Genomic DNA, 23,444 nt, shown 5'->3' with positions numbered 1-23,444 from the left:
ATCTGTAGTTCTAGATGAGCGCGTCGAACAAATACTGGCACGGCCCAGGCGCCCTGCCCTGCGTGGCCACCGGGTGTGCCACCACTCCCCAGACTTTCTCGATGCATACCGGCGTGAGCACATCGGCGGTCGCCCCGCTGCCGACAACCAGCCCGCCCTGCAGCACCACGCAGCGGTCGCTATAACGCAACGCCAGATTCAAGTCATGCAGCACAGCCACCACGCCCACGCCCTGAGCTGTGGCCCAGGCGCGCACCAGCTGCAGCATGCGGTGCTGGTGTTGTAAATCCAGCGCGGCAGTAGGTTCATCCAGCAGCAACCAACGCACCGGGCCATCGCCAGCGATGCCGGCAACAGGCTCCCACACCTGCGCCAGCGCGCGCGCCAGGTGAACGCGCGCCTTCTCACCACCCGAGAGCGTGTTGAGCGAACGGTGCTGCAGATGCTCGACCGCGGTGGCCTGCATGGCCTGCAGCACCACATCCACATCACGCTTGCCGGGATGGCGGCGGTGCGGGTAGCGGCCCAGCTCGACCACTTCACGCACAGTGAACTCAAACGCTACCTGTGTTTCCTGCGCCACCGAGGCACGTACTCGCGCAAGATCAGCCGACGCATAGGCCGGCAGCGCCCTGCCGGCCAGGTAGACATGGCCGCCTGTGGGCTGGCGCTGCCCGGTCAGCAGCGACATCAAAGTGGACTTGCCTGCGCCGTTGGGTCCCAGCACCGCCGTAACCTGCCCTGCGATGAATTGCGCCGAAGCCGCCTGCAGCAGCGAGCGGCCGGGTACCTCGACGCCCACACCCACCACCTCCAGCATGCCGGCCAGTGGCGAAAAATCTGTCTGATTACGTGCGTTCACTGGCATGCCCTCATAGCCGGCTCCGGAAGTGACGCAGCAGCAGTAAAAAGAAAGGCACGCCGACAAAGGCCGTCAGCACACCCAGCGGCAGCTCGGCCGGCTTGACCACGGTGCGGGCCACGCTGTCGGCCACCAGCACCAGCGCCGCACCCAACAGGGCCGAGCCCGGCAACACAATGCGGTGGTCGGGCCCGGCCACCAGGCGCACGCAATGCGGGGCCACCAGCCCAATGAAGCCGATGATGCCGGTGGTGGCCGTGACCGCGCCAACGGCCAGCGCCGTCACGAGCACGGCGAAACGCTTGACGCGCTCGACCGGCACGCCCAGCAAGGCTGCCTGGGCTTCGCCCAGTGCGATGGCATTGAGGGGTTTGGCCAATGTCAGGCCGGCGCATACCGCGGCCAGCACCACGGAAAACACCAGCGCCACCGCGCTCCAGCGCGCGCCGCCCAGGCTGCCGAGCAGCCAGAACTGGATGTTGCGCAACTGCTCATCGGTGGCAAGGAAAGTGAGGTAACCCAGGCCCGCACCGGCCAGCGCATTCACGGCAATGCCGGCCAGCAGCATGATGCCGACGCGTGTGGCGCCGTCCTGCTGCGACAGCGCATACACCAGCACCGTGACCAGCAAGCTGCCCATAAAAGCCATGAGCACCAGCGTCCAGCTGCCCAGCGTACGCGGCATGTCGGGGAACCACTGGCTGCCCAGCACGATGGTCATGCCCGCAGCCAGCGCCGCACCGCTGCTGACACCGATCAGGCCGGGGTCGGCCAGCGGGTTGCGAAACAGGCCCTGCATCAGCGCGCCCGACATGCCCAGCGCCGCGCCGGCCGCCACGCCCAGCAGCAGGCGCGGCAGGCGGATGTTCATGAAAACCAGGTGCTCGGGTGTGGGCTGGCTATTGCCTGCCAGCATGTCCACCAGGACAGTCCACAACTGAAAAGGGCTGATAGCGTAGGCGCCCCGTGCGCTACCAGCTATAAAACTGATAGCAAGCAACAGAAAACCCATACCTAGTACTGCCGCGGCAGGCCAGCGCCGGTGATCGCCGTGCAGCAGGGTTGCCTTCATGCGCGCGCCTTGCGCCTGGCCGCATGCGGAGCTGACTGCACTAACAACAGCCGGTTGCCTTCGCAGTCGCTGACGCCCCACTCGGTTCCCCACTCCTGCTCCACCAGGCTGTGCAGCGCCTGGCCAGGCGCCGACTGCAAGGCCATGTGCCATTGTTCGATGCTGTCTACCAGCAGGCGGCAGGCGAAACGCTGCGGCGCCATGTCGGCGCGGCGCTGCCAAAGCTGGACCGTCACCGACTCGCGCGTGAGCACCGCGATCACACCGGGCACGCTGTGCTGCACGGAAAAGCCCCAGTTACTGCAATAAAACGCCTGTGTCCGGCGCAAGTCGGCGCAGTGCAGAACGGCTGGTGTGCGTGCGCACAGGACTTCCGTCATGACGGGTTTCAGGGGCCCGCTCATGCCAGCGCTTTCAGGCTGGCCCGGTGCAACTCGGCCACGGCCTGCGGCAGGCGCGGGCCAAAACCTATCAGGTAAAGCGCATCAAGCGCCACCAGCGCACGGCGCTTGTAGGCGGGTGTGAGCTCGAGGCCCGGGCGCTGCCAGAATTTCTCAATCCCGCCGATGGCTTCAATGCCCTGTGTGGTCGTGACGATCACATCCGGCGCGGCCGTCACCAAGGCCTCGGGTGTCATCGGGCGGTAGCCGCTGAAGTTGGCGGAACTGCCGGGCGTGATCAAGGCGTTGTCCAGGCCCGCGTAGCGAAACATGGCGTGCGCGGCGGTCTTGTCGCCGGCGACCTGGGGGCTGCCTGAATGGCTGAGGATAAAAACGGCACGGGGTTTGCGGCCGGTTTTACGGGCCACCGCGGCGATCACTTCGGCCCACTGGGTATCGAGCTTTGCCTGCAACGCGGCGGCTTGCGCGACACGCGAAGTCGCGCGCCCGACGGCCGCGACCTTGCGCTGGACTTCCGCCCAGCTGTGGTCGGCATCAACGAGTTCCACCTTGACGCCGGCACTTCGGATCTGGTCCATCACCACATTCGGGCCAGCTTCCGTGGTGCCGATCACCGCATCCGGCTTGAGCGAGAGCAGCCCTTCGGCCGAGAGCTGGCGCATATAGCCAACCTTGGGGGTTTGCAATGCAGCGGCAGGAAACAGGCTGGTGGTGTCGGTGCCAACCAGCTGTTTTTCAGCGCCCAGCGCGTACACGATTTCCGTGGTCGCGCCGCTCACCGAGACGATGCGCGGCATCTTCGCCGGCACCTGGGCCAGCACAGCAGCCGCAGACAGGCCGCAAACGCTGGAGACGGCGGTAACCGCCGGGAGTGAAAAATACCGCAGGGCGTCCCGCCGCGAGGGCGTGCGCGGAAGCGCCAGCTGAAGTGTGTCGGGGTGATTTTTCATGGGCATTCTTTCGGAAAGTCATGACTCAAGCGTGCTCTGGGTTCAGGGCCGGGCTGGCAAGAGACGAGAGCCGGGGCAGCCGCGCTGCAATGTCGCGCCAGGCTTGCTGCTCCGGCACACCAGGTTTGCGGCTGCCAAAGAACATGGCCATCAATTCGCCCGCGCCGTCAAACACTTCCACCGACGTGACTATTCCGTCTACCGTGGGCTTTTTCACGATCCAAGCGGTTTTGATCATGTCTTCGCGCAGGTGCAGGTTGAAACCGGCGTCCAGCACGTTGATCCAATGCGCCGTGGGTGTGACCATGGGCTCGATGCGCTTGACGGGGCCGCTGTGGATCTGGATGCATCCGCTGCTGCTGACAAACACCATGATGGACGCGCCGTCCATCGCCGACTCGTCCAGCAGCCTGCGCACGATGCCCAAGTCGGCGCGTTCGGTGAAGTGCCCCTGCACCAGCCTGAAGGCCTGCTGGCGTTCCGCGCCGAACTTGCTGATCAGGCCGAAGAACTGGTGCGTGTCCGTCATTTCACTCCAGCCCTGCAACAGGCCGGCCGTGTCGATATCGGTGTCGGGTTTGGGCGCCGCCTTGGGGGGAGCCGGTGTGAAGGTGTAGTCCTTTTCCACGTCGGTGAACTGCTCGATGATGTCGTTGAAGGCATCGCGGTCAGTTTCAGCGCGCACAAACACCTTGTGCACCGCTACGCCGTGCGCGTCAAAGAATTGCAGGCTTTGCGACGGTGGGTTCTTCGTGTCGTTGGCGGGCTCGAGCACCGCAAAGCACGCATGCCAGCGGCTGAAGAAAAGACGCAGGTCGATGTCCTCGCCCAATGCCAGGCCCATGTGGCCGGTCGCATTGATGTTCTGGTAGATGCCGGTTTTCTCATGCACGGTGGATTCATTGCGCGTCAGCGCCATGACCGGGCCGCACAACTCCAGGGCCTGGAGGATTTCAACCCAGGGACCTTTGAGCGGAACGGCTTTGAGGGGCTGGCCGTGCGCGCCCGCATGGGCTGCTATCGCCCGGCCTTCGCTGAGCCCCAGGCTTTCAGCGGCATCTTTGGCGCGCTTGCCGCTGCTGCGCGCGGCCGCGAAACGTTCTCGCACACTGGCATCGCTCATGACCGGCGTGACGGCCGGCGCCTGGGTTGCGGCCACTGGCCGCGTCTGGGTTTGAAGGACTGCACTCATTGAAGGGTCTCCGGGGTTGTGTGCCAAAGCACGCGGTGGATGGGGGTGTCGTTTATTTCTGCCGGCATGGCGCCCTGCTGCAAATCCTGGCCCTGCGGCAGCAGGCGCACCCACAGGACATGCAGGTTGGTGGCAATGGCTCTGAAACTGGGCGGCGCGCCGGGATGATGCGAAAGCATGAACAGGTTGGCGATGATTTTTTCCGCCATCAATGCGCGCTGCCCTTCGCAGCAGGCCTGGGCGTGGCCGGTCATCAGGGCCAGCGTGCCGGCCAGCAAGGCTTCAGCCGTGGGAAGTCCGGGCGTGTCAGCCGTCCCGACGTCGGGGTCGTTGATGCCGTGGTCGGGAAACTGGCTCATGCGCATTCCTTCATGAAGACGATCAGGGGTTGAATCAGAAATCGGCCACCAGCGACACGTTGAAGTGGCGACCGGGCTGGGTGTACGAGTCCAGCGCCAATGAATTGGCGGCGACACCGCGCACGTCGGACCAGTTCCAGTACTTCTTGTTGGTGAGGTTGACAATGGCCGCGTTGACGCGCAGGGTCTTGCTGATGCGCCACTGCCCGCTCAGGTCAACCGTGGTGGCCGCCGGTACCGCGAACTGTGGTGTCGTGGCCGGGGCCGTACCGATCTGCTGCGTGCCAATGTCGCTGAATTTCTTGGCCGAATGGTGGCTGGCGTCAAGCCGGACATCCCAGCCTGCGGTTTCATACTTCACACCCAGCGTGAGCTTGGCCGGGTCGATGGTGTCCAGCGGCAGGCCGGTGTTCTTGACGGTGCCGCGGGTTTCGCCATAGGAAAACGGCGTGCTCAGACGGCCGTCACCCAGCCGACCCCAATCCATGCTGCCCTTGACTTCAAAGCCGCTGATCGTCGCATTGTCGATGTTGATGGACTGGAAGACCGTCGTCGGACTGATCGAGACTGTTGCGTTGTCCTGGATCAGGTTGTTGAAGCGGCCATAGAACACGGCGGCATCGAGGGTCAGCCGTTCGAGATTGCCGCGCACGCCGAATTCCAGGTTTTTGCTTTTCTCGGGCTTGAGGTTGGGATTGGGAATGGTCCTGTAGTTCTGCGCCACGTTTTCAAAAAACGCATTGACCTGCCCGGCGTTAGGCGCCCGGAAGCCGCTCGCATAGTTGCCGAAAACGCTCCACTGCGGCGTTGCGCGATAGAGAACACCGAACTTGGGCGAAACCGCCGAACCGGACAAAGACACGGGAGTGGCCGCAAAACCCGCCTGGCTGGCGTCGATGCTGAAGCGGTCGATCCGCACGCCCGGCGTGAGGCTCCAGTCGCCGCTGATCAGCTCATCCTGCAAATACAGTGCTGCGCTGGATTCCGTGGTGTCGGGAAAACGCTTGACCGGAAAAGTCTCAGGCGCCGTCGGTGCAATGCCGGTTTGAAGGTTGCTGATTTTCGCGCGGGTGTAGTCAACGCCGTAGGTGAGTTTTTGCGCCCATTGGCCCACAGGCCGGATGACCTTGTCTGCCTGCATGCTGGCCTGTAGCGTGCGCTCCTGGTAGTAGGTGTCGCGTGTCCGCAGGGGTATGGCACCGGTGCGGGTCTCTTTGGCGAACTCGCGCGACTTGGCGTCCTGGTAGCTCAGCACGGTTTGCAGGTTGTCGGCCAGGGCGGCATCAAGTTTGTACTTTGCGTCCCAGGTGAGCCGGTTGCGGTCCATATTGCTGAAGCCGTCGGTACTCAGTACCGTCGCGGAACGCGCAGCCGTCAGCAGGTCATAAACCGATTTCTTGTCGACATGCTCAAAAGTCAACACATGCTTTTGCCCTGCCGCGGGACGCAGCACCGCCTTGGCCAGCAACGAATTGCCGGTGTCGGTTTGCGGGTTCGGCGTTGTCCTGGCAACACCCAGGGTGTTGTTGCTTCCCTTGTTGTCCAGCTCCTGGCTGTGATTGCTCGCTACTGTCAGCTGAACATCCAGCACTTCATTGGCACGCGCAGCAATGGTCGCGGACACGCCGAAGCCCTTGTCGTCGCCGCTGTAAGTGGTGGAAGCGCGGCCGCCAATGGTTTTGCCGTCCTTCAGAAAATCTTCGGGCTCGTAGGTGATGAAATTCACCAGGCCCGCGATGCCGTCAGACCCGTAAAGCACCGAGGCCGGACCTTTGACAAGCTCAATCCGCTTGACCAGGTCAATCGACAAGGTGTCGCGGCCGAAAGAATTGACGTTGAAGCTGTAGCTGCGCGGTATGCGAATGCCATCGACCAGCATCAGTACGCGGTTGCCATCCAGCCCCCGGATATTGAAACCCGCATTGCCGTCCCGGCCCGTATCACCGCCGGTGGCAAAACCAAAACGCACGGGCGCACGCCGCACTGAGACATTGGGAATGTTTTTGACCGCATCACGAATGTCGCGGATCTGGCCCTGCTCAATGTCGGTTGCATTGAGGACGTCGATGGTCATCGGAAGGTCTTCAATCGCCTGCTCTGTGCGGGAGCCGCTGACCACGATCTCTTTCAGGGCTGCAACCTGCACCGGAGCGTTTGCCACCGGCTGTGCATGCGCGGCAAAGCCGGCGCTACAGGCCAGACCGGCCAACAAGGAAATTTCGCGCAAGGCGAAGCGGGAAGATGGATGGATCGACGTCACGTGCAAGCCCAAAAAGTGAAACATTTGGAGGGCTTGCTGCCGTAACGGTGAAGCCTGAAGGCTTGCGTTACTTGTGGCTGGCTCTGAGGAGATCGAAGTATATGCGAATTATTCTCATTCGCAACAATTAGATGCAAAATAGTCTGGGTGATAACACCCTTCGTGCGTCTCCCGCTCTGTGTTCCCCTCCGTCAGTCACCACCTGGTCACAGCGAATAACAAGAATGGACAGGCAAAAATCGCCGCACCACGCCTATTCGATAAATAGTTAATATCTATCGATACATGAAATATAAAAGAGTTATACTATCGTCTCGAAAGCATTTTTACCAGTTCTTTAACCCAGCATAGGAAGCCATCTAGATGTCCCTGATCAATACCCAAGTCCAGCCTTTCAAAACCCAAGCTTTCCTCAATGGCAAGTTCATCGACGTTTCAGACGAATCGCTGAAGGGCAAATGGTCGGTCCTGATCTTCATGCCGGCTGCATTCACTTTCAACTGCCCCACGGAAGTTGAAGATGCTGCTGACAACTACGCCGAATTCCAGAAGGCCGGTGCAGAGGTTTACATCGTCACCACCGACACGCACTTCTCGCACAAGGTCTGGCACGAAACCTCCCCTGCCGTCGGCAAGGCCAAGTTCCCCTTGGTGGGCGACCCTACCCACACGCTGACCAAAGCCTTTGACGTGTTCATCCCCGAAGAAGGCCTGGCACTGCGCGGTACCTTCGTGATCAACCCCGAAGGCGTCATCAAGACGGCTGAAGTGCATTCCAACGAGATTGCACGTGACGTCAAGGAAACCCTGCGCAAGCTGAAGGCGGCCCAATACACCGCCGCACACCCCGGCCAGGTTTGCCCTGCGAAGTGGAACGAAGGCGCCAAGACGATCGCCCCGTCCATCGACCTGGTTGGCAAGATCTAAAAATCCAACAAGCAGCCCCGCTGCCTTCCTGACGAAGGCCCGGGCCCCGGCACACGCGTGTGTGCCGTCCCGGGCTTTTTTGTTCCCCATTGAAATTGAAAGTGAGTCCCTCATGCTCGACGACGCCACCAAAGCCCAACTGAAAAGCTATCTCGAACGCGCCACTGCGCCCATCGAAATCGTCGCCTCGCTCGACGGTAGCGAGGCTTCGGGCGAAGTGCTGTCGCTGCTGAAAGACGTGGCTGAGTCCTCGCCGTTGGTCAAACTGACCGAAAGCCGCGACGACCCGCACCGCAAGCCCTCGTTTTCGATCAACCGCCCCGGTGAAAACCACGGCCCGCGTTTCGCCGGCCTGCCCATGGGCCATGAATTCACCTCGCTGATCCTGGCGCTGCTGCAGATCGGCGGCTACCCGCCCAAAGTCGAGCAACCCGTGCTGGAGCAGATCCGCGCGCTCGACGGCGATTTCGATTTCGAGGTGTATGTCTCGCTGACCTGCCACAACTGCCCGGATGTGGTCCAGGCGCTGAACCTGATGGCAGTGCAAAACCCGCGCATCAAGACCACCATGATCGAGGGCGGTACCTTCCAGGATGAAGTGAAGGAGCGCGAGATCATGGGCGTGCCCACGGTCTTCCTCAACGGAACCATGTTCGGAAACGGCCGCATGAGCCTGGAAGAAATCCTGGCCAAGATCGACACCAGCGGCGTGGAACGTGAAGCCAAAATCATCGACAAAAAGGAAGCCTTCGACGTGCTGATCGTCGGCGGCGGCCCGGCCGGCGCAGCTGCGGCTGTGTATGCCGCACGCAAGGGCATCCGCACCGGCGTGGCGTCCGAGCGCTTTGGCGGCCAGGTACTGGACACACTGGGCATCGAGAACTTCATCTCCATCAAGGAAACCGAAGGCCCCAAGTTTGCCCACGCGCTGGAAGAGCACGTGCGCAACTACGACGTTGACATCATGAACCTGCAGCGCGCCAAGGCGCTGGTGCCGAACAGCGGGCCGGACAAAAACCTGATTGAAGTGCAGCTTGAAAGCGGCGCCTCGCTCAGGAGCAAGTCCATCGTGATCTCGACCGGCGCACGCTGGCGCAACATCAACGTGCCCGGCGAACACGAGTTCAAGAACAAGGGCGTGGCCTACTGCCCGCACTGCGACGGCCCGCTCTTCAAGGGCAAGCGCGTGGCGGTGATCGGCGGCGGCAACTCGGGCGTCGAGGCGGCGATTGACCTGGCCGGCATCGTCGGCCATGTGACGCTGATCGAGTTCGACACTGCGCTGCGCGCCGACGCCGTGCTGCAGCGCAAGCTGAACAGCCTGCAGAACGTGACGGTGTTCACCAACGCGCAAACGACCGAAATCACCGGCGACCAGAAGGTCAACGGCCTGATCTACAAAGACCGCGCCAGCGGCGAGCTGAAAACCGTTGAGCTTGAAGGTGTGTTCATCCAGATCGGCCTGGTGCCCAACACCGACTGGCTCAAGGGCGTGGTGGACCTGTCCAAACACGGCGAGATCATCGTCGACGCCAAGGGCCAGACTTCGGTGCCGGGCGTGTTCGCGGCGGGCGACGTGACAACCGTGCCCTTCAAGCAGATCATCATCGCGGCCGGTGAAGGCGCCAAGGCGGCGCTCAGCGCGTTTGACTACCTGATCCGTAGCCCTATCGCCGCGTAATGCATCGGTGACGGTCCGGCCATGTGCTGAACCGCTGAAGCTCAAAAGCCGCCCTCAATCGGGGCGGCTTTTTTTTCGCACGCAGAATGCGAATCCCCCTCTAAAACCAGACATTTCGAAGGGTTCATCAGATGAGAATTACTCTCATCTGATGTATAGTTCCCAGCATCCTCTTTCGCTAGCCAACAGCCCTGCAGCCTGCTCGCGCCGCAGGGCGTAGCAAGCCAACAACCCGCTCACCTGCCCCTCGAATTTCGCTACCTGCTGTGGCGTTCGGGTTGTCGTGTGCACGCCAGTTTTCTGGTGGTCCTTCCCAGGAGTTTTGACCTTGCTCACCATGCACCTGCCGCACGCCCCGCGCCGCCTGACGACTCCAGGGTTCAGGCCACAAAATGGAAAATCCCGATGAAGACGACCGCAAAAATGGACAGCCGGCGCATCAAGACCTGGACCTGGGTGCATAAATGGAGCAGCCTGGTTTGCACTGTCTTCATGCTGCTGCTGTGCCTGACCGGGCTGCCGCTGATTTTTCACCATGAGATCGGCCACCTGCTGGGCACCGAAGTTGAGGCGCCCGATTTACCGAAGGGCACACCGCGCGCCAGCCTGGACAAGGTCATGGAAATCGCACAGGCACTGCACCCGGGCAAGGTGCCCATGTTCGCGTCCCATGAGATCGACGACGACCGCTTCTGGTACGTCACGCTGGGTGACACGCCGCTGTCCGAGGTGGGTAACAAGACCGTCGCCGTCGATGCACGCACCGCAGCTGTGCTGGCCCAGCCCAAGTTCGACGAAGGCTTTATGTATGTAATGTTCAAGCTGCACGTTGACCTCTTTGCCGGACTCGCGGGCAAGCTCTTTCTGGGCTTCATGGGACTCTTGCTGCTGGTGGCGATTGTCTCGGGTGTGGTGCTGTATGCGCCCTTCATGCGCAAGCTGGACTTCGGCACAGTGCGGCAAACCCGCCCGCGCGCCAAATGGCTGGACCTGCATAACCTGCTGGGCATCGTGACGCTGGTGTGGGCCTTCACCGTGGGCGCCACGGGCATGATCAACACCTGGGCCGACCTGTTGATCAAGTACTGGCAGTACGACCAGCTAAGCTCTCTGCTGGCGCCCTACCAGGGGCAAAAACCGCCAGCCCGCCTGGCCTCGGTGCAGCAGGCAGCTTCATCAGCGACCGCTCTGGCGCCTGAGATGAAGATGGCCTTTATCGCTTTTCCGGGTACATCGTTTTCAAGCCCGCACCACTACACCGTGTTCCTGCGCGGCAATGAGCCCTTCAACTCGCGGCTGCTCAAGCCGGTGCTGGTGGACGCCGGCACCAATGCGCTCACCGCCAGCCCGCCGCTGCCCTGGTATCTCACCGCGCTACTGGTGTCGCAGCCGCTGCACTTCGGCGACTACGGCGGCATGCCGATGCAAATCCTCTGGGCCCTGCTGGACATCGCAACCATCATCGTGCTGGGCAGCGGCCTTTACCTGTGGCTTGGACGGCGTAATCCGGCCAAAGCAGCGAAGCCGGAAAAAACAGCAGGGCAAGCATCAGCGCCGCATGCCGCACGCCATGAAACGACTGGCGGTGCCGTGTGAGCGCAAAGGCCGATCCCGCGAAGGGCTCCGCTTTCTGGCGCCTGTGGCGCTGGCCCCTCGTGCTGGGCATGCTCAGCATCACCGGCCTGCTGACCGCACTGGTGTCTGACGGCTGGGGCGACTGGTGGTGCTGGCTGGGGTTGGGCGTGCCCGTGGCCGTGATGGCCTGGTTCTCGTGGGTGCCCGGCGGGCCTCGCAAACGCTGAATGGGTGGGTGACCGGTTTTTTTGTTCTGGTGCGATAGGTAAAGTTAACGTGGCAGCACTTTGAAGCGAAGCACAAAAACACCAAAATCTCATGGGAAAAGTGCCTGAAACCCTTATAAAACAAGCGCAGACAGCTCCTGATTTGATAGCAACCCCAATAAAGCCTTCACGGGCCATACTTGCCCAGGGGCGGCTGCCTGGCGCTTGAGTTCTGTCGCCGCGCGAAATGCGATGGTGATGTGCCTGACCTTGGCGCCGGTGTGGCGTCTATAGCCATCACCGGCGGCAGGCCCGCCCAGGCTATAAAATTCAGGCTTGCTCACGCACGATCTGAGGGCACGACCTGAAGGGATGCGCGGTGAGTCCCTTGCATCACCCAAAGCCCTTTCTCGTCCCCCCATTTCTTTCCCCTTCTCTTCTTTTTCTCTCATGAGCGCCTTCAACACAGAACGCATTATTTCCGTCCACCACTGGACCGACTCACTATTTAGCTTCACCGCCACGCGCGATTCGGGCTTTCGCTTCGTCAACGGCCAATTCACCATGATCGGCCTGCCCGTGGACGGCAAACCGCTGCTGCGCGCCTACAGTGTGGCCAGCGCCAACCATGAAGACCAGCTGGAATTTTTCAGCATCAAGGTGCCCGACGGCCCGCTGACCTCGCGGCTGCAGCACTTGAAGCCGGGCGACGACATCCTGGTCGGACGCAAACCCACCGGCACGCTATTGCTGCAAAACCTGCTACCTGGCAAGACGCTGTGGTTGCTGGCCACCGGCACCGGTCTGGCGCCCTTTCTCTCTCTGATCAAGGACCCAGACACTTACGAGCGATTTGAGCGCGTGGTGGTGGTGCACGGTTGCCGTACCAGCGCCGAGCTGGCCTACCGCGAGCTGATCGAGCACGAGCTGCACGAGCATGAGTTCCTCGGCGAGCTGGTGCGCGGACGCCTGCTGTATTACCCCACCGTGACGCGCGAGCGCTTTCGCAACGAAGGCCGCATCACCGAGCTCATGCAGTCGGGCAAGCTGTACAGCGACCTGGGCTTGCCCGCGATCTCTATCGGGAACGACCGCCTGATGCTGTGCGGCAGCCCCGACATGCTGCGCGACATCAAGGCCATGCTGGAAGAGCGCGGCTTTGAGGAAGGCAACATGCAGCGAGCCGGCCACTTCGTGGTGGAACGCGCATTTGCCGAGCGCTGACTGACAACGGGAAACGTTTGCAATGCGAACGTTTCTCACAATCAAACGCAACCAGACCGCCCCAGCAGGGGAATGCTTGAGTTACGGCACGCGGCCAGTGACAATGGGCGATCCGCACTACACAACGATAAGGAATTCCCATGAAAGGCGACGCAAAAGTCATCGCTCACCTGCAGGCGCAGCTGAAGAACGAGCTCACGGCCATCAACCAGTACTTCCTGCACTACCGCATGTACAAGCACTGGGGCCTGGACAAGCTGGCAAAGAAGGAATACGAAGAGTCCATCGGCGAAATGAAGCACGCCGACAAGTTGATGGACCGCATCTTCATGCTCGATGGCCTGCCCAACCTGCAGGACCTGGGCAAGCTGATGATCGGCGAGGATGTTCCAGAAGCCCTGAACTGCGACCTGAAAGCCGAAACCGGTGCACAGGCCACCATCAAGGACGGCATTGCCCACTGCGAAAGCGTACGCGACTATGTCTCGCGCGACCTCCTACAGGAGATCCTCGATGACACCGAAGAGCACATCGACTTCCTGGAAACGCAGATTGAACTGCTTGGCAAGGTTGGCCTGCAAAACTACCTGCAAAGCCAGATGGGCGAGCTGAGCTGAATGTGGTCTTGAAATAGCCCGGTGACATACCTGGCACAAAAAAGACGGGGCACAGGCCCCGTTTTTTTGTTTGCGCCAACGCTGACCGCTCCTGGTTTTCAGAAGCTCTTTTTGTCGCCTACTGAATTTGGCCTTTTTGCCACACAACCACCGTTTTCGCCCTTATTCCCGCAACATTCAGACACAACAGATTACGAATCATTATCATTTGATATACACTTCGAGCGAACTTTACGAGCCAGCCAACTCGCGCCCCCGGGCATTCTGAGCCAGCCAAGCTTTTTCCTGAACCCGGTCCACCGCCTGCAAGGCAGGACCCTGCTTGGAGGCCATCTTGGCACACCCTTCCGCTCGCGCCGCACGCCCTGCGCGCAACAAAAAAAACCGCACCATGGGCGCCGACAACTTCACGCCGTTTGCCAGCCCGGTTGCCAATCCTGCCGCATCTTCCGACAAAACACTGCTCCCGCTTGGTGCGCTCATGCTGGCTGTTTCGGTGTCGGGCTGGGCCCAGAGCATCACCCCGACGCCCAGCACCGGCAACACGACCGCTACGTCGTCCACCTCTGCAACACCTGTTGAAGGCAGAAGCCTGGCCCCCGTCACAGTGACAGGCACACGCGATCGCGCCAGCCAGACCTACCAGAGCGGCATTACCAGTGTCGGCAAGATGCCCGTGCCGGCCAAGGACGTTCCCCAGTCGCTGACGGTCGTCAACGAAAAGCTGATGCACGACCAGGGCAAGGACAGCTTCAAGAGCGCACTCGAAAACGTCGTCGGCATCACCTTTGAAGCGGGCGAAGGCGGACGGGTCGGCGACAACATCCGCATTCGCGGCTTCAGCGCGGCGGGCGACATTTACATGGACGGGATGCGCGACATCGCGCAGTACAACCGCGACAACTTCAACACCGAGCGCGTGGAAGTCTTGCGTGGTGCTGCTTCCATGCTGTTCGGCCGCGGCTCCACCGGCGGGGTGATTAACCAGGTCAGCAAGCAGCCACGCCTGATCACCGAGCACGAAGTGAACGCCACCGTCGGCACCAAAGGCTACCAACGCTACCAGGGCGACTTCAACTTCAAGCTGGACGACGACGCGGCTCTCCGCATCAACGCCATGGCGACAGACGGCGATGGCCGCGGCGAAAACGCCAGCGCCTCCACCCATCGCCGGGGCCTGGCCCTGGACTACCGCTTCGGCATCGGCACAGCGAACGAATTTGAAATCAGCTACTACCACCTGCACTACAACGACAAGCCCGACTGGGGCTTTGCTTGGTTCAACAGCCGCCCCGCGCCTGGCACCGAGAAATACTGGTATGGCCTCAACACCGATTTCCAGAACGACAAGGCCGACGCTGTCACCCTGAGCCATACCCACCGATGGACCGACGGCAGCAGCCTGAAAACCACGGTGCGCGACGGCTACTACTCACGCACGCTGCGCGCCACGCAGGCCAGCTTTGCCGCCGGCACGACCCTGGCCAACCTGAGCGCCAACACGGTGGTGAGCCGCGGCGCCACCAGCGCCGGCAATGCCAAGGCGGGCAACGAACACCACACATTCCTGCAAACCGACTACCTCACGACCACCCAGTGGTTCGGCCGCAAGAACAGCCTGCTGATCGGCGCCGAGTACGCCGTGGAAAATTCCGACCGCCTTAGCTACCCCCTCCTGACGGGGGCCAAGCCGACCACCACTGTGGGCAATCCCATCAGCACCGGTATCGGGGGCAATTACACGCAGAGACTGGAAACGGCATTCAAGGCCACTACGCTGGGCCTGTACATGCAGGACACGATCGACCTCACACAGTACTGGAAGCTGGTTGCCGGCCTGCGCGTTGATAACTTCAAGGCCGACTACCAGCGACCCACCGGCACGCCGCCCAACAACGGGACACTCGCCAGATCCGACAGCCTGCTGAGCAAACGGCTGGGCGTGATATATCAGCCGACCGATGAGGTCAGCTACTACGCCGCCTATGGCACGTCGTTCAATACCTCCGGCGACCTGTACCAATTCGACCCGAACTCTGCCAACACGCCGCCCGAGAGCAGCCGCAACATGGAAATTGGCGCCAAGTGGGAGCTCTACGGCGGTGACCTGTCACTGCGCGCAGCCCTGGCCCGCACAGAGAAGTACAACGAGCGCAACACCGACATCGACACGAGCACCAACTCCTACCTGTTGTCCGGCAAGCGGCACACCGATGCGCTGGAATTTGAGGTCGCCGGCCGCATCACGCCGCAGTGGGATGTCTTTGCGGGCATCGGCTTCCTGACGGCGAGGATCGACAAGACCGGCGCCACTGCCGAGATCGGGCAGAACCCGGGGCTGAGCCCAAGCCGCCAGGCCAACCTGTTCACCACCTACCGCATCGGCGACAAGTGGCGTATCGGCGGCGGCTTCACCGCCGTCAGCACCAACAAGCCGGCCAATGCCGTCACGGCCACCAACCGGGTGCCGGGCTACGTGAAGGCCGACGCGCTGGTGGAATACCGCATCAATGAAAAAAACACCGTCAAGCTGAACATCGACAACCTGTTTGACAAGGTCTACTACAACACGCTGTACCGCGGCTTTGTGGCGCCCGGCGACGCACGCAGCGTGCGTGTGACGCTCACCAGCAAGTTCTGATTTAAAAGAACGTTTTCAAGGTTGGGCACCTGGGGGATACTCCGGGTGCCCTTTTTTTTTCAGTCGCTTTTCGGGAAGCCCCACCATGCTGCTTCGCATTCAACAAGCCCTCAAGCCGGACGAGCTCGCGCAAATCCGCCAGCTGATCCTGGCCGCCGACTGGGCCGACGGCCGCATCACGGCCGGCAGCCAGAGCGGCGCCGTCAAGAACAACCTGCAGCTGCCTGAAGAGCTGCCCGCCGCCCAGCAGGCGCGGCACATCGTGTCGGTGGCGCTGGCCCGTAATCCGATGTTCGTGACCGGGGCGCTGCCCAAATCGGTCTATCCGCCGCTCTTTAACCGCTACGGCGGCGACGCCAACAATTTCGGCAACCACATTGACAACGCGGTACGCACGCATGCCGCCACAGCACGGCACGTGCGAACCGACATTTCCTGTACGCTGTTCCTGAGCGATCCGGCCAGCTACGACGGCGGCGAACTGGTCGTGCAAGACACCTACGGCGAACAACGCATCAAGTTCGAGGCAGGTGACCTGGTGATGTACCCAGGCACATCGGTGCACCGCGTGGAGCCTGTCACGCGCGGTGAGCGGCTGGCCTGCTTCTTCTGGATTGAAAGCATGGTGCGCTCCGATGCCCAACGCCGGCTTTTGTATGAGATGGACATGGCCATTACCTCTCTGCGCCAAAAGGAACTGGAACGCTCGACCCCAGGTGCGGCCGAAGGCGCCGAAGTGGTACGGCTTACAGGCTGCTATCACAACCTGCTGCGGATGTGGGCTGAGGTTTAGACGGCTGGACCGCGTTTATCCTGCATCGTGAAGGGTCTTGGCAACCCATCACCCCCAGGATGCCTCGCTCGCCTCAAGGAACTGCCTTTTCGCTATCTAATTTATAGCACCTTGCGCACATCCAGTAAGGATTACTGCTGAATTTGGCTTCAAAAATGAGGCCAAAAATCCGCTCCAAATGGCTCGCACCTCCTGAAATCTGCGTGCCATGATTGCAAATGCGATAGATTCGCATTTATAATCAACGCACCGATTGAATCAATCACCAGCCAAGCCCATCCATGATCGTTTGCGTCTGCCGCCGAATCTCCGACCGCGAAATTGCCCGCCATGCCCGAGCAGGCTTGGGCTTTGACGAGATCCAGTTCGAACTCGGCGTGGCCACCCAGTGCGGCCAGTGCGAAGGCTGCGCCCGCGACGTGGTGGCGCAGTGCAGCGCCAGCTGCCCGACGGCCAACATCAAGCTCGCCGCCCACACGCTGGAAGGCAGCCCATGGAACACCTTGCAACCTTCTCCCCAATACTGATTTCGGCCCTTCCTGTCAGCCTTGTGCTGGTGATAGGTTCCGCGTGGTGGATCTTCCGCCGCTAGTTTCCTGGTTGCCTTTTTGACCGAAACCGCGCCTCATGTGGCCATTCGCCCACCTATCCCCCTCTCGATGAACGCCACTTTCTCCACCGCGCCACGCCCCGCCCCGCCGCGCCAGCCCCTCAGCCGCAATGCTGTTATCGCGCTCGTGGTAGTGGGCCTGCACGTGGGGTTCATCTGGGCGCTGCAAAGCGGCTTGTTGATGCGCGCCGCCGAAATCGTGATTCCTGCAGAAATCCTCACGCAATTCGTGGACCCGCCCGCCCCCAAGGTGGAGCCCGTCCCTCCTACCCCACCCACGCCGACCGTGCAGAAAAAAGCGGTTGCCAGGGCACCCGACAAACCCGCGCCCCAGCCGCTGGCCATCGCAGACCCAACACCCTCGCCCAATGCCCCGACAGGCGTTGTCACACCGCCGCTGCCACCAGCGCCTGTGGCCGTGGCACCCGTTACGCCGCCCGCGCCACCGGCAGTGCAGCTGCCGTCGAGCGATGCCGACTACCTGCAAAACCCCAAGCCCGCCTATCCGCCCATCAGCCGGCGCCTTGGCGAGCAGGGCAAAGTGATCGTGCGTGTGCTGATCGGCGCAGACGGCCAGGCGAAGAAAACCGAAATCCGCCAGTCAAGCGGCTTTGACCGGCTTGACCAGGCAGCGGTCACCACCGTCATGCGCTGGCGCTACGTGCCAGGCAAGCGTGGCGGCGTGGCCGAAGAGATGTGGTTCAACGTACCCATCAACTTCGTCCTGGAGTAATCTTTTTGAAACCCGTGGAGTATTGATTCATGAATTCCCAATTCGGCCTTGCCAACGTCTGGAGCCAGGGCGATATCGTTACCAAATCGGTGGCCGTGCTGCTGCTGGTCATGTCGCTCGCGTCATGGATGGTCATCATCATCAAGACGCTGGACCTCATCAAGTACAAAAAGATCGCCCGCGCCTCTGAAGACTTCTGGCACAGCGAAGACTTTGCCGCAGGCCTCACCAAGCTGGGCTCGGACCCCGCCAACCCGTTCCGCCAACTGGCCCTGGAAGGCCGCGAAGCCACGCTGCATCACCGTAACACCAAGGCACACCTGCACGACGCCCTGGACGTGAGCGACTGGGTCACGCGCACGCTGCGCAACACCATCGACGAATTCACCGGCAAGCTGCAGTCGGGCCTGGCCATCCTGGCCTCGGTCGGCTCCACCGCCCCCTTCGTCGGCCTCTTCGGCACCGTGTGGGGCATCTACCATGCGCTGCTGTCCATCGGCGCGGCCGGCCAGGCAACCATCGACAAGGTGGCTGGCCCGATCGGCGAGTCGCTCATCATGACGGCGCTGGGTCTCGCGGTTGCCATCCCGGCGGTGCTGGGCTACAACGCGCTGGTGCGCGGCAACAAGGGCGTTCTGCAAAAACTCAGCCGCTTCGCGCATGACCTGCACGCCTACTTCGTGACCGGTGCCCGCGTGAGCGCCAGCGGCCAACAGGCCAATGTTGTGCCAATGAAAAAAGCCTGAAAGCCAACCCTTTATCCTGCTCTGCCGCCCAACAGCCGCGGAGCTCCCTCATTCAATGACCGAGAAGCACCATGGCCTTTGGAACCCAAGACGACAGCGATGAGGTGATGAACGAGATCAACATGACGCCCATGGTGGACATCATGCTGGTGCTGCTCATCATCTTCATCATCACGGTCCCCGTGATGAAGCATTCCGTCAACATCGACCTGCCGCGCGCCTCCAACGAAGCGCAAAACATCAAGCCGGAAACGGTTCGCCTGAGCGTGGATGCGGAAGGCAGCTATTTCCTGAACGAGACCAAGGTTTCAGACGAAGAGCTGGTCACGCAGCTCAAGGCGTCGGCAGCGCAGAACCCGCAGCCAGACCTGCATATCCGCGGCGACAAATCGGTTCGCTACGAGCGCGTGGCCCAAGCCATGGCAGCAGCCCAACAGGCCGGGCTGCGCAAGATCGGTTTCATCACTGAACCCAAGAACTGACCAGGGCCTGCAGGACTCATCGGGTCCTGGATGCATGCCTGCTGGACAGGCACTCCAGGTTTTTCACACAGAAAGAAACAAAACCGCAGCCTGGATTCGCTTGACTTTCAAATGAGAATGGTTATCATTAACTTAACGAAACCCAAACAGGTTTAACCATCATGTCCATCGCAATGCCCGCCTCCCATACCTTGAGCCTTCCTGCCCGCGCCCCCGCGCACACAGAGACCGCTTCTGGCGGCCATCCTTCGGGGGCCTCTGCCGCCTGCGTCAACAGCACCGAAATCCTGCGCGGGCAAAAGGCGGTGGAAATCAACCACAATGGCTCGACTTATCGCCTTCAGGCCACTCGCCTGGGCAAACTGATTTTGACCAAGTAAGCCGCCTTCACCGTTTCATCACCCTCTTCACCAGCACAGTTTCATCGTGGGGCGATCCGGGGCTACCAAGCCTCCAAGGTCGTTTTTAGCCAGCCACAGACTCTTTTGGAGTTGTTTAGCCAGGCTTTTTTTCCTTGATGTTGTTCTGCTCGCGCCAACAAAAAAGCCGACCTTGTGGCCGGCTTTTTTATTCCCGCTGCGACGCGGTTTACAGGCCGATGGCGGCAATGCCCGCACGTGCGATTTGCGCGTCTTCGCTGGACTTCACGCCGCTCACACCCACAGCGCCAATGCACTGACCGTCTTTCACGATGGGCACGCCGCCCTCGAGCATGCCGTGGATGTAGGGCGCCGACAGAAAGGACGTACGGCCGCCGTTGATGACATCTTCGTAAACCTTGCTCTCACGGCGGCCCATGGCGGCCGTGTTGGCCTTGGAGGGTGCAATGTGCGAAGAAATGGGCGGCGCGCCGTCCAGGCGCTGCAGGTGCAGCAGGTGGCCGCCGTCGTCGACGATGGCAATGGTGACGGCCCAGTTGTTCTTGAGGGCTTCGGCCTCGGCGGCGGCGGCGATGGTTTTGACGTCGGCGAGTTCAAGCACTGCTTTTGATTTCATGGTCTTCAGGATTTCCGGAGTTTATTGGCAAAGATACCGAGCATACGCAAATTTGAGGCCACCCCTCACCCGCATTGCCGCCAAATTAGCTTATAGAACCCTTACAAAAAGTAGGGAGTGAGGGCTGGAAAAACGGCAATGCACCCTAAAATAATCTTGCCCGCATTTGCTGGCGCCTCGGAGACGACTTTCATGACTGACAATGTTCAAACCCTCGACTACGGCGTTGCTTCCAGCGTCGAGCAACGCAACAAGGTCCTGCGCAACACCTATTGGCTGCTGGCCCTGAGCCTGCTGCCCACCGTGCTGGGCGCCTGGCTGGGTGTGGCGACGGGCATTACCCGCTCCCTGACGGGCGGATTGGGCCTGATCGTGTTCCTCGGAGGCGCCTTCGGCTTTATTTTCGCCATTGAAAAGACCAAGAACTCGGCCGCGGGCGTGCCTGTGCTACTCGGTTTTACCTTTTTCATGGGCCTGATGCTCTCGCGCATGATCGCCATGGTGCTGGGTTTCAGCAACGGCGCATCACTGGTCATGACGGCTTTTGCCGGTACGGCCGGCGTGATGTTCGTGATGGCCAGCCTGGCCACCGTCATCAAGCGGGACCTGAGCGGCATGAGCAAGTGGCTGTTTGCCGGCGCGCTGGTCATCATGGTGGCAGCCGTCATCAACGTGTTCGTCGGCTCGACCATGATGATGGCAGTCATCAGCACGCTGGCGATCGCGGTTTTCAGCGCCTACCTGCTGTATGACCTGAAACAGGTGATCGACGGCGGCGAAACCAACTACATCAGCGCCACCCTGGCCATTTACCTGGACCTGTTCAACATCTTCCAGAGCCTGCTGGCCCTGCTGGGCATCTTCGGCGGCGACCGGGACTGATCCATCCGCTTCGCTACAGAATAAAAAAAGGGCCTCAGGGCCCTTTTTTCATGCGCACCTCGTGTCATTCTCCGCAGGGTGAGCTTGGGGCTTCTCCAATTCGAGCCAGGGCCGCGGATCAGGCTCTGCCAGTCTCAGGCGCAGCGGCCCCCTCGGGGGCAGGGAGCTACACGTAGTGAGAGACCGTGGGGGCCAAATCAAACACCGCAATGGACTCCACATGGGCCGTATGCGGGAACATGTTGACCACACCGGCCGCCGTGCAGCGGTATGCGCCGCTGTCCACCAGCACGCCCGCATCCCGCGCCAGGGTGGCCGGGTTGCAGCTTACATAGACAATGCGCTGCGGCGGCGCCCAGCCGTTCAGGGCCAGGCTCTGCTGGTGCTCACCGTCGTCACAGGGGACGCCGCTGACGATCTGCTGGTGCAGCGCTGCCAGGGACTTGAAGAGCTCAAAAGCGCCTTCACGCGGAGGGTCCACCAGCCATTTGTCGGCCCGGCCGTCTTTCACCAGCATCGCCGGCGTCATTTCAAACAGGTTGCGCGCTACAAATTTTGTAGCTGCCAGCGCCCGTCGGACGCTGGATGCAGGCCTGTTTCTTTCAAAATTCTCGCGTGAACGGGCGACCAGGACTTCACTGCCCTCGATGCCCAGCACCTCGCTGGCGCGCGTGGCCAGCGGCAAGGTGAAATTGCCCAGGCCGCAAAACCAGTCGATCACCCGCTCATCCGGCTGCACCGCCAGCATGCGCAGTGCACGCGACACCAGCACCTGGTTGATGTGGGGATTGACCTGCGTGAAATCGGTCGGCTTGAACGGCATGACCACATCGAACTCCGGCAGGCCGTAGCTCAGCTCCTGCACAGCGTCGTCCAGCAGCTTGACCGTCTCGAGGCCCCCCGGTTGCAGCCACCATTGCAGGCCGCGGTTTTGCGCAGCGAAATCGCGCAGGCGGTTCAAGTCTCCGGGGCTTAGGGGCTCCATATGGCGCAGCACCATGGCCGTGACTTCATCGCCACAGGCCAGTTCGATCTGCGGCAAGGTTTCCTTCGCATCCATGCTGCCGATCAGCTCGCGTAGCGGCACGAGCATGTCGCTGACGTGCCGGGGCACCACGTGACATTCGGTCATATCGGCCACGTAGCCGCTTTTACGCTCGTGAAACCCCACCAGCACGACACCCTTTTTGCGGACATACCGCACCGACAGCCGCGCGCGATAGCGGTATCCCCAGGCCGGCCCTTCAATGGGCCGCAGCAGGTTGTCCGCCTTGACCTTGCCGATGTGCCAGAGATTGTCTTCGAGCACACGCTGCTTCACGGCCACCTGCGCCCCCACATGCAAATGCTGCATCTTGCAGCCGCCGCATGCGCCGGTGTGCATGCCGAAATGCGGACATGCCGGCCGCACACGCTGGGACGATTCACGGTGAATCGCCATCACCATGGCTTTTTCAAAGCTGCTTTTCTTGCGGTAGACGTTGGCAGTTACCCGTTCGAAAGGCAGAGCGCCCTCGATAAAAACCACTTTGCCGTCAGCCCTGTGGGCAATTCCCTGGGCTTCAATGTCGAGCGACTCGACCTCGAGCACGTCGGGCGGGTAGTCGGCCGCCGTCGCTGGCTGCTTGTTCTGGCTTTCTTCTGTCATGCACCAATTGTCTCAGGCTGCGGTACCATTTTCTGAACCCGTGAAAGGAAGGCGCCATGGAGCTTCGTATTTGCATCGATGTTGACAACATGGAACGTGCTGTCGAGTTCTACACAGAGGCACTCGGGCTGCGCACAGGCCGCCGTTTCAAGAGCGATTTCGTGGAAATTCTCGGTGCAAGCAGCCCGATCGATCTGCTCTTCAATGCGCCGGGTACCCGGCCGATCGCCAGCGGTCAGGGCAGCGAGAGTGTTCGCACCTACCAGCGCCACTGGACGCCTGTTCACCTTGATTTTGTGGTGGAAGACATTGATGCGGCGGTTGACCGGCTGCAGCGCCACGGCGCCGTTCTGGAAATGCCCGTGGCTGAACGGGTCTGGGGACGCATCGCGGGGCTGGCCGACCCCTTTGGCCATGGCATTGACCTGCTGGAGTTCAAGGGCCGTGGCTACGACGAGATTTTGCAGCCGCACTGATCACGAACATAGGCAGCCGGCCGCACTTCCCAGCAACCAATTGCTACAAAATAGATAGCTGCTTGCGCTCGTCCAGACTGGTCTGCGGGCTTTCTTTTCTTAAATTTTTCG

At 61.3% G+C, this 23,444-nt stretch carries 25 protein-coding genes; 15 read left to right on the top strand and 10 right to left on the bottom strand.

The genetic code is table 11. The features are described from left to right. Nucleotides 1–10 precede the first annotated feature (10 nt). Genes AC1DVV_RS04450 through AC1DVV_RS04420 form a run of 7 tightly spaced genes read right to left on the bottom strand, consistent with a single transcriptional unit; the run spans nucleotide 11 to nucleotide 7,120 of the window. Nucleotides 11–862: a heme ABC transporter ATP-binding protein gene (locus AC1DVV_RS04450; protein WP_457278796.1), complete on the bottom strand. Its 852-nt coding sequence runs from the start codon at nucleotides 860–862 to the stop codon at nucleotides 11–13. A 10-nt stretch (nucleotides 863–872) separates the two neighbouring features. Further along, complete coding sequence (locus tag AC1DVV_RS04445; RefSeq protein ID WP_477667131.1) at nucleotides 873–1,934, bottom strand: FecCD family ABC transporter permease; 1,062 nt, start codon at nucleotides 1,932–1,934, stop codon at nucleotides 873–875. After that, on the bottom strand, nucleotides 1,931–2,338 hold the full coding sequence (locus tag AC1DVV_RS04440; protein ID WP_457278798.1) for a VOC family protein: 408 nt from the start codon (nucleotides 2,336–2,338) through the stop codon (nucleotides 1,931–1,933). The genes AC1DVV_RS04445 and AC1DVV_RS04440 overlap by 4 nt, the downstream gene beginning before the upstream one ends. Continuing rightward, complete coding sequence (locus AC1DVV_RS04435) at nucleotides 2,335–3,285, bottom strand: heme/hemin ABC transporter substrate-binding protein (protein ID WP_477667130.1); 951 nt, start codon at nucleotides 3,283–3,285, stop codon at nucleotides 2,335–2,337. The genes AC1DVV_RS04440 and AC1DVV_RS04435 overlap by 4 nt, the downstream gene beginning before the upstream one ends. 25 nt (nucleotides 3,286–3,310) lie before the next feature. After that, entirely contained in the window at nucleotides 3,311–4,477 is a 1,167-nt protein-coding gene (locus AC1DVV_RS04430) for a hemin-degrading factor (RefSeq protein ID WP_477667129.1), read from the bottom strand. Beyond that, nucleotides 4,474–4,836 (bottom strand): hypothetical protein, encoded by a 363-nt coding sequence (locus AC1DVV_RS04425; RefSeq protein ID WP_457278801.1) that lies wholly within the window; start codon nucleotides 4,834–4,836, stop codon nucleotides 4,474–4,476. Before AC1DVV_RS04425 ends, AC1DVV_RS04430 begins: the two co-directional genes overlap by 4 nt. A 34-nt stretch (nucleotides 4,837–4,870) precedes the next feature. Beyond that, nucleotides 4,871–7,120, bottom strand: a complete 2,250-nt coding sequence (locus AC1DVV_RS04420; protein ID WP_477688956.1) for a TonB-dependent hemoglobin/transferrin/lactoferrin family receptor — start codon at nucleotides 7,118–7,120, stop codon at nucleotides 4,871–4,873. Between the two features lie 339 nt (nucleotides 7,121–7,459). Here AC1DVV_RS04420 and ahpC point away from each other — a divergent pair, with 339 nt between their 5' ends. From ahpC to AC1DVV_RS04400, 4 genes are all read left to right on the top strand, one after another. Then, a complete protein-coding gene (gene ahpC, locus AC1DVV_RS04415; RefSeq protein ID WP_007874200.1) occupies nucleotides 7,460–8,023 on the top strand; it encodes an alkyl hydroperoxide reductase subunit C in 564 nt (187 codons plus the stop codon). A gap of 112 nt (nucleotides 8,024–8,135) precedes the next feature. After that, nucleotides 8,136–9,704, top strand: coding sequence for an alkyl hydroperoxide reductase subunit F (ahpF, locus tag AC1DVV_RS04410; protein WP_457278803.1), 1,569 nt, complete (start codon nucleotides 8,136–8,138; stop codon nucleotides 9,702–9,704). A gap of 423 nt (nucleotides 9,705–10,127) precedes the next feature. Continuing rightward, nucleotides 10,128–11,300: a PepSY-associated TM helix domain-containing protein gene (locus AC1DVV_RS04405; RefSeq protein ID WP_477701906.1), complete on the top strand. Its 1,173-nt coding sequence runs from the start codon at nucleotides 10,128–10,130 to the stop codon at nucleotides 11,298–11,300. Continuing rightward, nucleotides 11,297–11,506: a hypothetical protein gene (locus tag AC1DVV_RS04400; protein ID WP_477667128.1), complete on the top strand. Its 210-nt coding sequence runs from the start codon at nucleotides 11,297–11,299 to the stop codon at nucleotides 11,504–11,506. The genes AC1DVV_RS04405 and AC1DVV_RS04400 overlap by 4 nt, the downstream gene beginning before the upstream one ends. A gap of 113 nt (nucleotides 11,507–11,619) precedes the next feature. Here the strand turns inward: AC1DVV_RS04400 and AC1DVV_RS04395 are convergent, their stop codons facing one another. Then, the gene (locus AC1DVV_RS04395) at nucleotides 11,620–11,937 is read right to left on the bottom strand and encodes a hypothetical protein (protein WP_457278805.1); all 318 of its coding nucleotides are present in this window, start codon (nucleotides 11,935–11,937) and stop codon (nucleotides 11,620–11,622) included. On the opposite strand from AC1DVV_RS04395, the gene AC1DVV_RS04390 reads away from it, so the two are divergent. The 9 genes from AC1DVV_RS04390 (at nucleotide 11,936) to AC1DVV_RS04350 (ending at nucleotide 19,711) form a co-directional block, all read left to right on the top strand. Beyond that, entirely contained in the window at nucleotides 11,936–12,709 is a 774-nt protein-coding gene (locus AC1DVV_RS04390; RefSeq protein ID WP_457278806.1) for a ferredoxin--NADP reductase, read from the top strand. The two genes, AC1DVV_RS04395 and AC1DVV_RS04390, sit on opposite strands and share 2 nt — an antisense overlap. A gap of 140 nt (nucleotides 12,710–12,849) precedes the next feature. Next, the gene (gene bfr / locus AC1DVV_RS04385) at nucleotides 12,850–13,326 is read left to right on the top strand and encodes a bacterioferritin (protein WP_457278807.1); all 477 of its coding nucleotides are present in this window, start codon (nucleotides 12,850–12,852) and stop codon (nucleotides 13,324–13,326) included. Nucleotides 13,327–13,660: 334 nt separating this feature from the next. After that, nucleotides 13,661–15,967, top strand: a complete 2,307-nt coding sequence (locus AC1DVV_RS04380) for a TonB-dependent receptor (protein ID WP_477688955.1) — start codon at nucleotides 13,661–13,663, stop codon at nucleotides 15,965–15,967. 85 nt (nucleotides 15,968–16,052) lie between these two features. Continuing rightward, a complete protein-coding gene (locus AC1DVV_RS04375; protein ID WP_457278809.1) occupies nucleotides 16,053–16,760 on the top strand; it encodes a Fe2+-dependent dioxygenase in 708 nt (235 codons plus the stop codon). A gap of 281 nt (nucleotides 16,761–17,041) precedes the next feature. Further along, complete coding sequence (locus tag AC1DVV_RS04370; protein WP_457278810.1) at nucleotides 17,042–17,287, top strand: (2Fe-2S)-binding protein; 246 nt, start codon at nucleotides 17,042–17,044, stop codon at nucleotides 17,285–17,287. 132 nt (nucleotides 17,288–17,419) lie between these two features. Next, nucleotides 17,420–18,103: an energy transducer TonB gene (locus AC1DVV_RS04365; RefSeq protein ID WP_457278811.1), complete on the top strand. Its 684-nt coding sequence runs from the start codon at nucleotides 17,420–17,422 to the stop codon at nucleotides 18,101–18,103. Nucleotides 18,104–18,132: 29 nt separating this feature from the next. Beyond that, nucleotides 18,133–18,849, top strand: coding sequence for a MotA/TolQ/ExbB proton channel family protein (locus AC1DVV_RS04360; RefSeq protein WP_457278812.1), 717 nt, complete (start codon nucleotides 18,133–18,135; stop codon nucleotides 18,847–18,849). 71 nt (nucleotides 18,850–18,920) lie between these two features. Further along, a complete protein-coding gene (locus AC1DVV_RS04355; RefSeq protein WP_477667126.1) occupies nucleotides 18,921–19,331 on the top strand; it encodes an ExbD/TolR family protein in 411 nt (136 codons plus the stop codon). 161 nt (nucleotides 19,332–19,492) lie between these two features. After that, on the top strand, nucleotides 19,493–19,711 hold the full coding sequence (locus AC1DVV_RS04350; protein ID WP_477649635.1) for a hemin uptake protein HemP: 219 nt from the start codon (nucleotides 19,493–19,495) through the stop codon (nucleotides 19,709–19,711). Between the two features lie 208 nt (nucleotides 19,712–19,919). Here the strand turns inward: AC1DVV_RS04350 and AC1DVV_RS04345 are convergent, their stop codons facing one another. After that, entirely contained in the window at nucleotides 19,920–20,327 is a 408-nt protein-coding gene (locus AC1DVV_RS04345; RefSeq protein WP_477649636.1) for a GlcG/HbpS family heme-binding protein, read from the bottom strand. 192 nt (nucleotides 20,328–20,519) lie between these two features. On the opposite strand from AC1DVV_RS04345, the gene AC1DVV_RS04340 reads away from it, so the two are divergent. Beyond that, nucleotides 20,520–21,209: a Bax inhibitor-1/YccA family protein gene (locus AC1DVV_RS04340; protein WP_457278816.1), complete on the top strand. Its 690-nt coding sequence runs from the start codon at nucleotides 20,520–20,522 to the stop codon at nucleotides 21,207–21,209. Between the two features lie 166 nt (nucleotides 21,210–21,375). Here the strand turns inward: AC1DVV_RS04340 and rlmD are convergent, their stop codons facing one another. Then, nucleotides 21,376–22,857 (bottom strand): 23S rRNA (uracil(1939)-C(5))-methyltransferase RlmD, encoded by a 1,482-nt coding sequence (gene rlmD, locus AC1DVV_RS04335; RefSeq protein WP_457278817.1) that lies wholly within the window; start codon nucleotides 22,855–22,857, stop codon nucleotides 21,376–21,378. Nucleotides 22,858–22,913: 56 nt separating this feature from the next. Here rlmD and AC1DVV_RS04330 point away from each other — a divergent pair, with 56 nt between their 5' ends. Then, nucleotides 22,914–23,333, top strand: coding sequence for a VOC family protein (locus AC1DVV_RS04330; RefSeq protein ID WP_477667125.1), 420 nt, complete (start codon nucleotides 22,914–22,916; stop codon nucleotides 23,331–23,333). Nucleotides 23,334–23,444 lie beyond the last annotated feature (111 nt).

It is taken from the genome of Polaromonas sp. P3_B4, from assembly GCF_056402835.1.
Note: the sequence above shows the minus strand (reverse complement) of the source record. Positions and strands in the feature narration are given on the sequence as shown.

Coding starts and splice junctions, on each gene's coding strand:
- AC1DVV_RS04445 (WP_477667131.1), bottom strand. CDS start 1,934: ATGAAGGCAACCCTGCTGCACGGCGATCACCGGCGCTGGCCTGCCGCG.
- AC1DVV_RS04440 (WP_457278798.1), bottom strand. CDS start 2,338: ATGAGCGGGCCCCTGAAACCCGTCATGACGGAAGTCCTGTGCGCACGC.
- AC1DVV_RS04435 (WP_477667130.1), bottom strand. CDS start 3,285: ATGAAAAATCACCCCGACACACTTCAGCTGGCGCTTCCGCGCACGCCC.
- AC1DVV_RS04430 (WP_477667129.1), bottom strand. CDS start 4,477: ATGAGTGCAGTCCTTCAAACCCAGACGCGGCCAGTGGCCGCAACCCAG.
- AC1DVV_RS04425 (WP_457278801.1), bottom strand. CDS start 4,836: ATGAGCCAGTTTCCCGACCACGGCATCAACGACCCCGACGTCGGGACG.
- AC1DVV_RS04420 (WP_477688956.1), bottom strand. CDS start 7,120: ATGTTTCACTTTTTGGGCTTGCACGTGACGTCGATCCATCCATCTTCC.
- ahpC (WP_007874200.1), top strand. CDS start 7,460: ATGTCCCTGATCAATACCCAAGTCCAGCCTTTCAAAACCCAAGCTTTC.
- ahpF (WP_457278803.1), top strand. CDS start 8,136: ATGCTCGACGACGCCACCAAAGCCCAACTGAAAAGCTATCTCGAACGC.
- AC1DVV_RS04405 (WP_477701906.1), top strand. CDS start 10,128: ATGGACAGCCGGCGCATCAAGACCTGGACCTGGGTGCATAAATGGAGC.
- AC1DVV_RS04390 (WP_457278806.1), top strand. CDS start 11,936: ATGAGCGCCTTCAACACAGAACGCATTATTTCCGTCCACCACTGGACC.
- AC1DVV_RS04395 (WP_457278805.1), bottom strand. CDS start 11,937: ATGAGAGAAAAAGAAGAGAAGGGGAAAGAAATGGGGGGACGAGAAAGG.
- bfr (WP_457278807.1), top strand. CDS start 12,850: ATGAAAGGCGACGCAAAAGTCATCGCTCACCTGCAGGCGCAGCTGAAG.
- AC1DVV_RS04375 (WP_457278809.1), top strand. CDS start 16,053: ATGCTGCTTCGCATTCAACAAGCCCTCAAGCCGGACGAGCTCGCGCAA.
- AC1DVV_RS04370 (WP_457278810.1), top strand. CDS start 17,042: ATGATCGTTTGCGTCTGCCGCCGAATCTCCGACCGCGAAATTGCCCGC.
- AC1DVV_RS04365 (WP_457278811.1), top strand. CDS start 17,420: ATGAACGCCACTTTCTCCACCGCGCCACGCCCCGCCCCGCCGCGCCAG.
- AC1DVV_RS04360 (WP_457278812.1), top strand. CDS start 18,133: ATGAATTCCCAATTCGGCCTTGCCAACGTCTGGAGCCAGGGCGATATC.
- AC1DVV_RS04355 (WP_477667126.1), top strand. CDS start 18,921: ATGGCCTTTGGAACCCAAGACGACAGCGATGAGGTGATGAACGAGATC.
- AC1DVV_RS04350 (WP_477649635.1), top strand. CDS start 19,493: ATGTCCATCGCAATGCCCGCCTCCCATACCTTGAGCCTTCCTGCCCGC.
- AC1DVV_RS04345 (WP_477649636.1), bottom strand. CDS start 20,327: ATGAAATCAAAAGCAGTGCTTGAACTCGCCGACGTCAAAACCATCGCC.
- AC1DVV_RS04340 (WP_457278816.1), top strand. CDS start 20,520: ATGACTGACAATGTTCAAACCCTCGACTACGGCGTTGCTTCCAGCGTC.
- rlmD (WP_457278817.1), bottom strand. CDS start 22,857: ATGACAGAAGAAAGCCAGAACAAGCAGCCAGCGACGGCGGCCGACTAC.
- AC1DVV_RS04330 (WP_477667125.1), top strand. CDS start 22,914: ATGGAGCTTCGTATTTGCATCGATGTTGACAACATGGAACGTGCTGTC.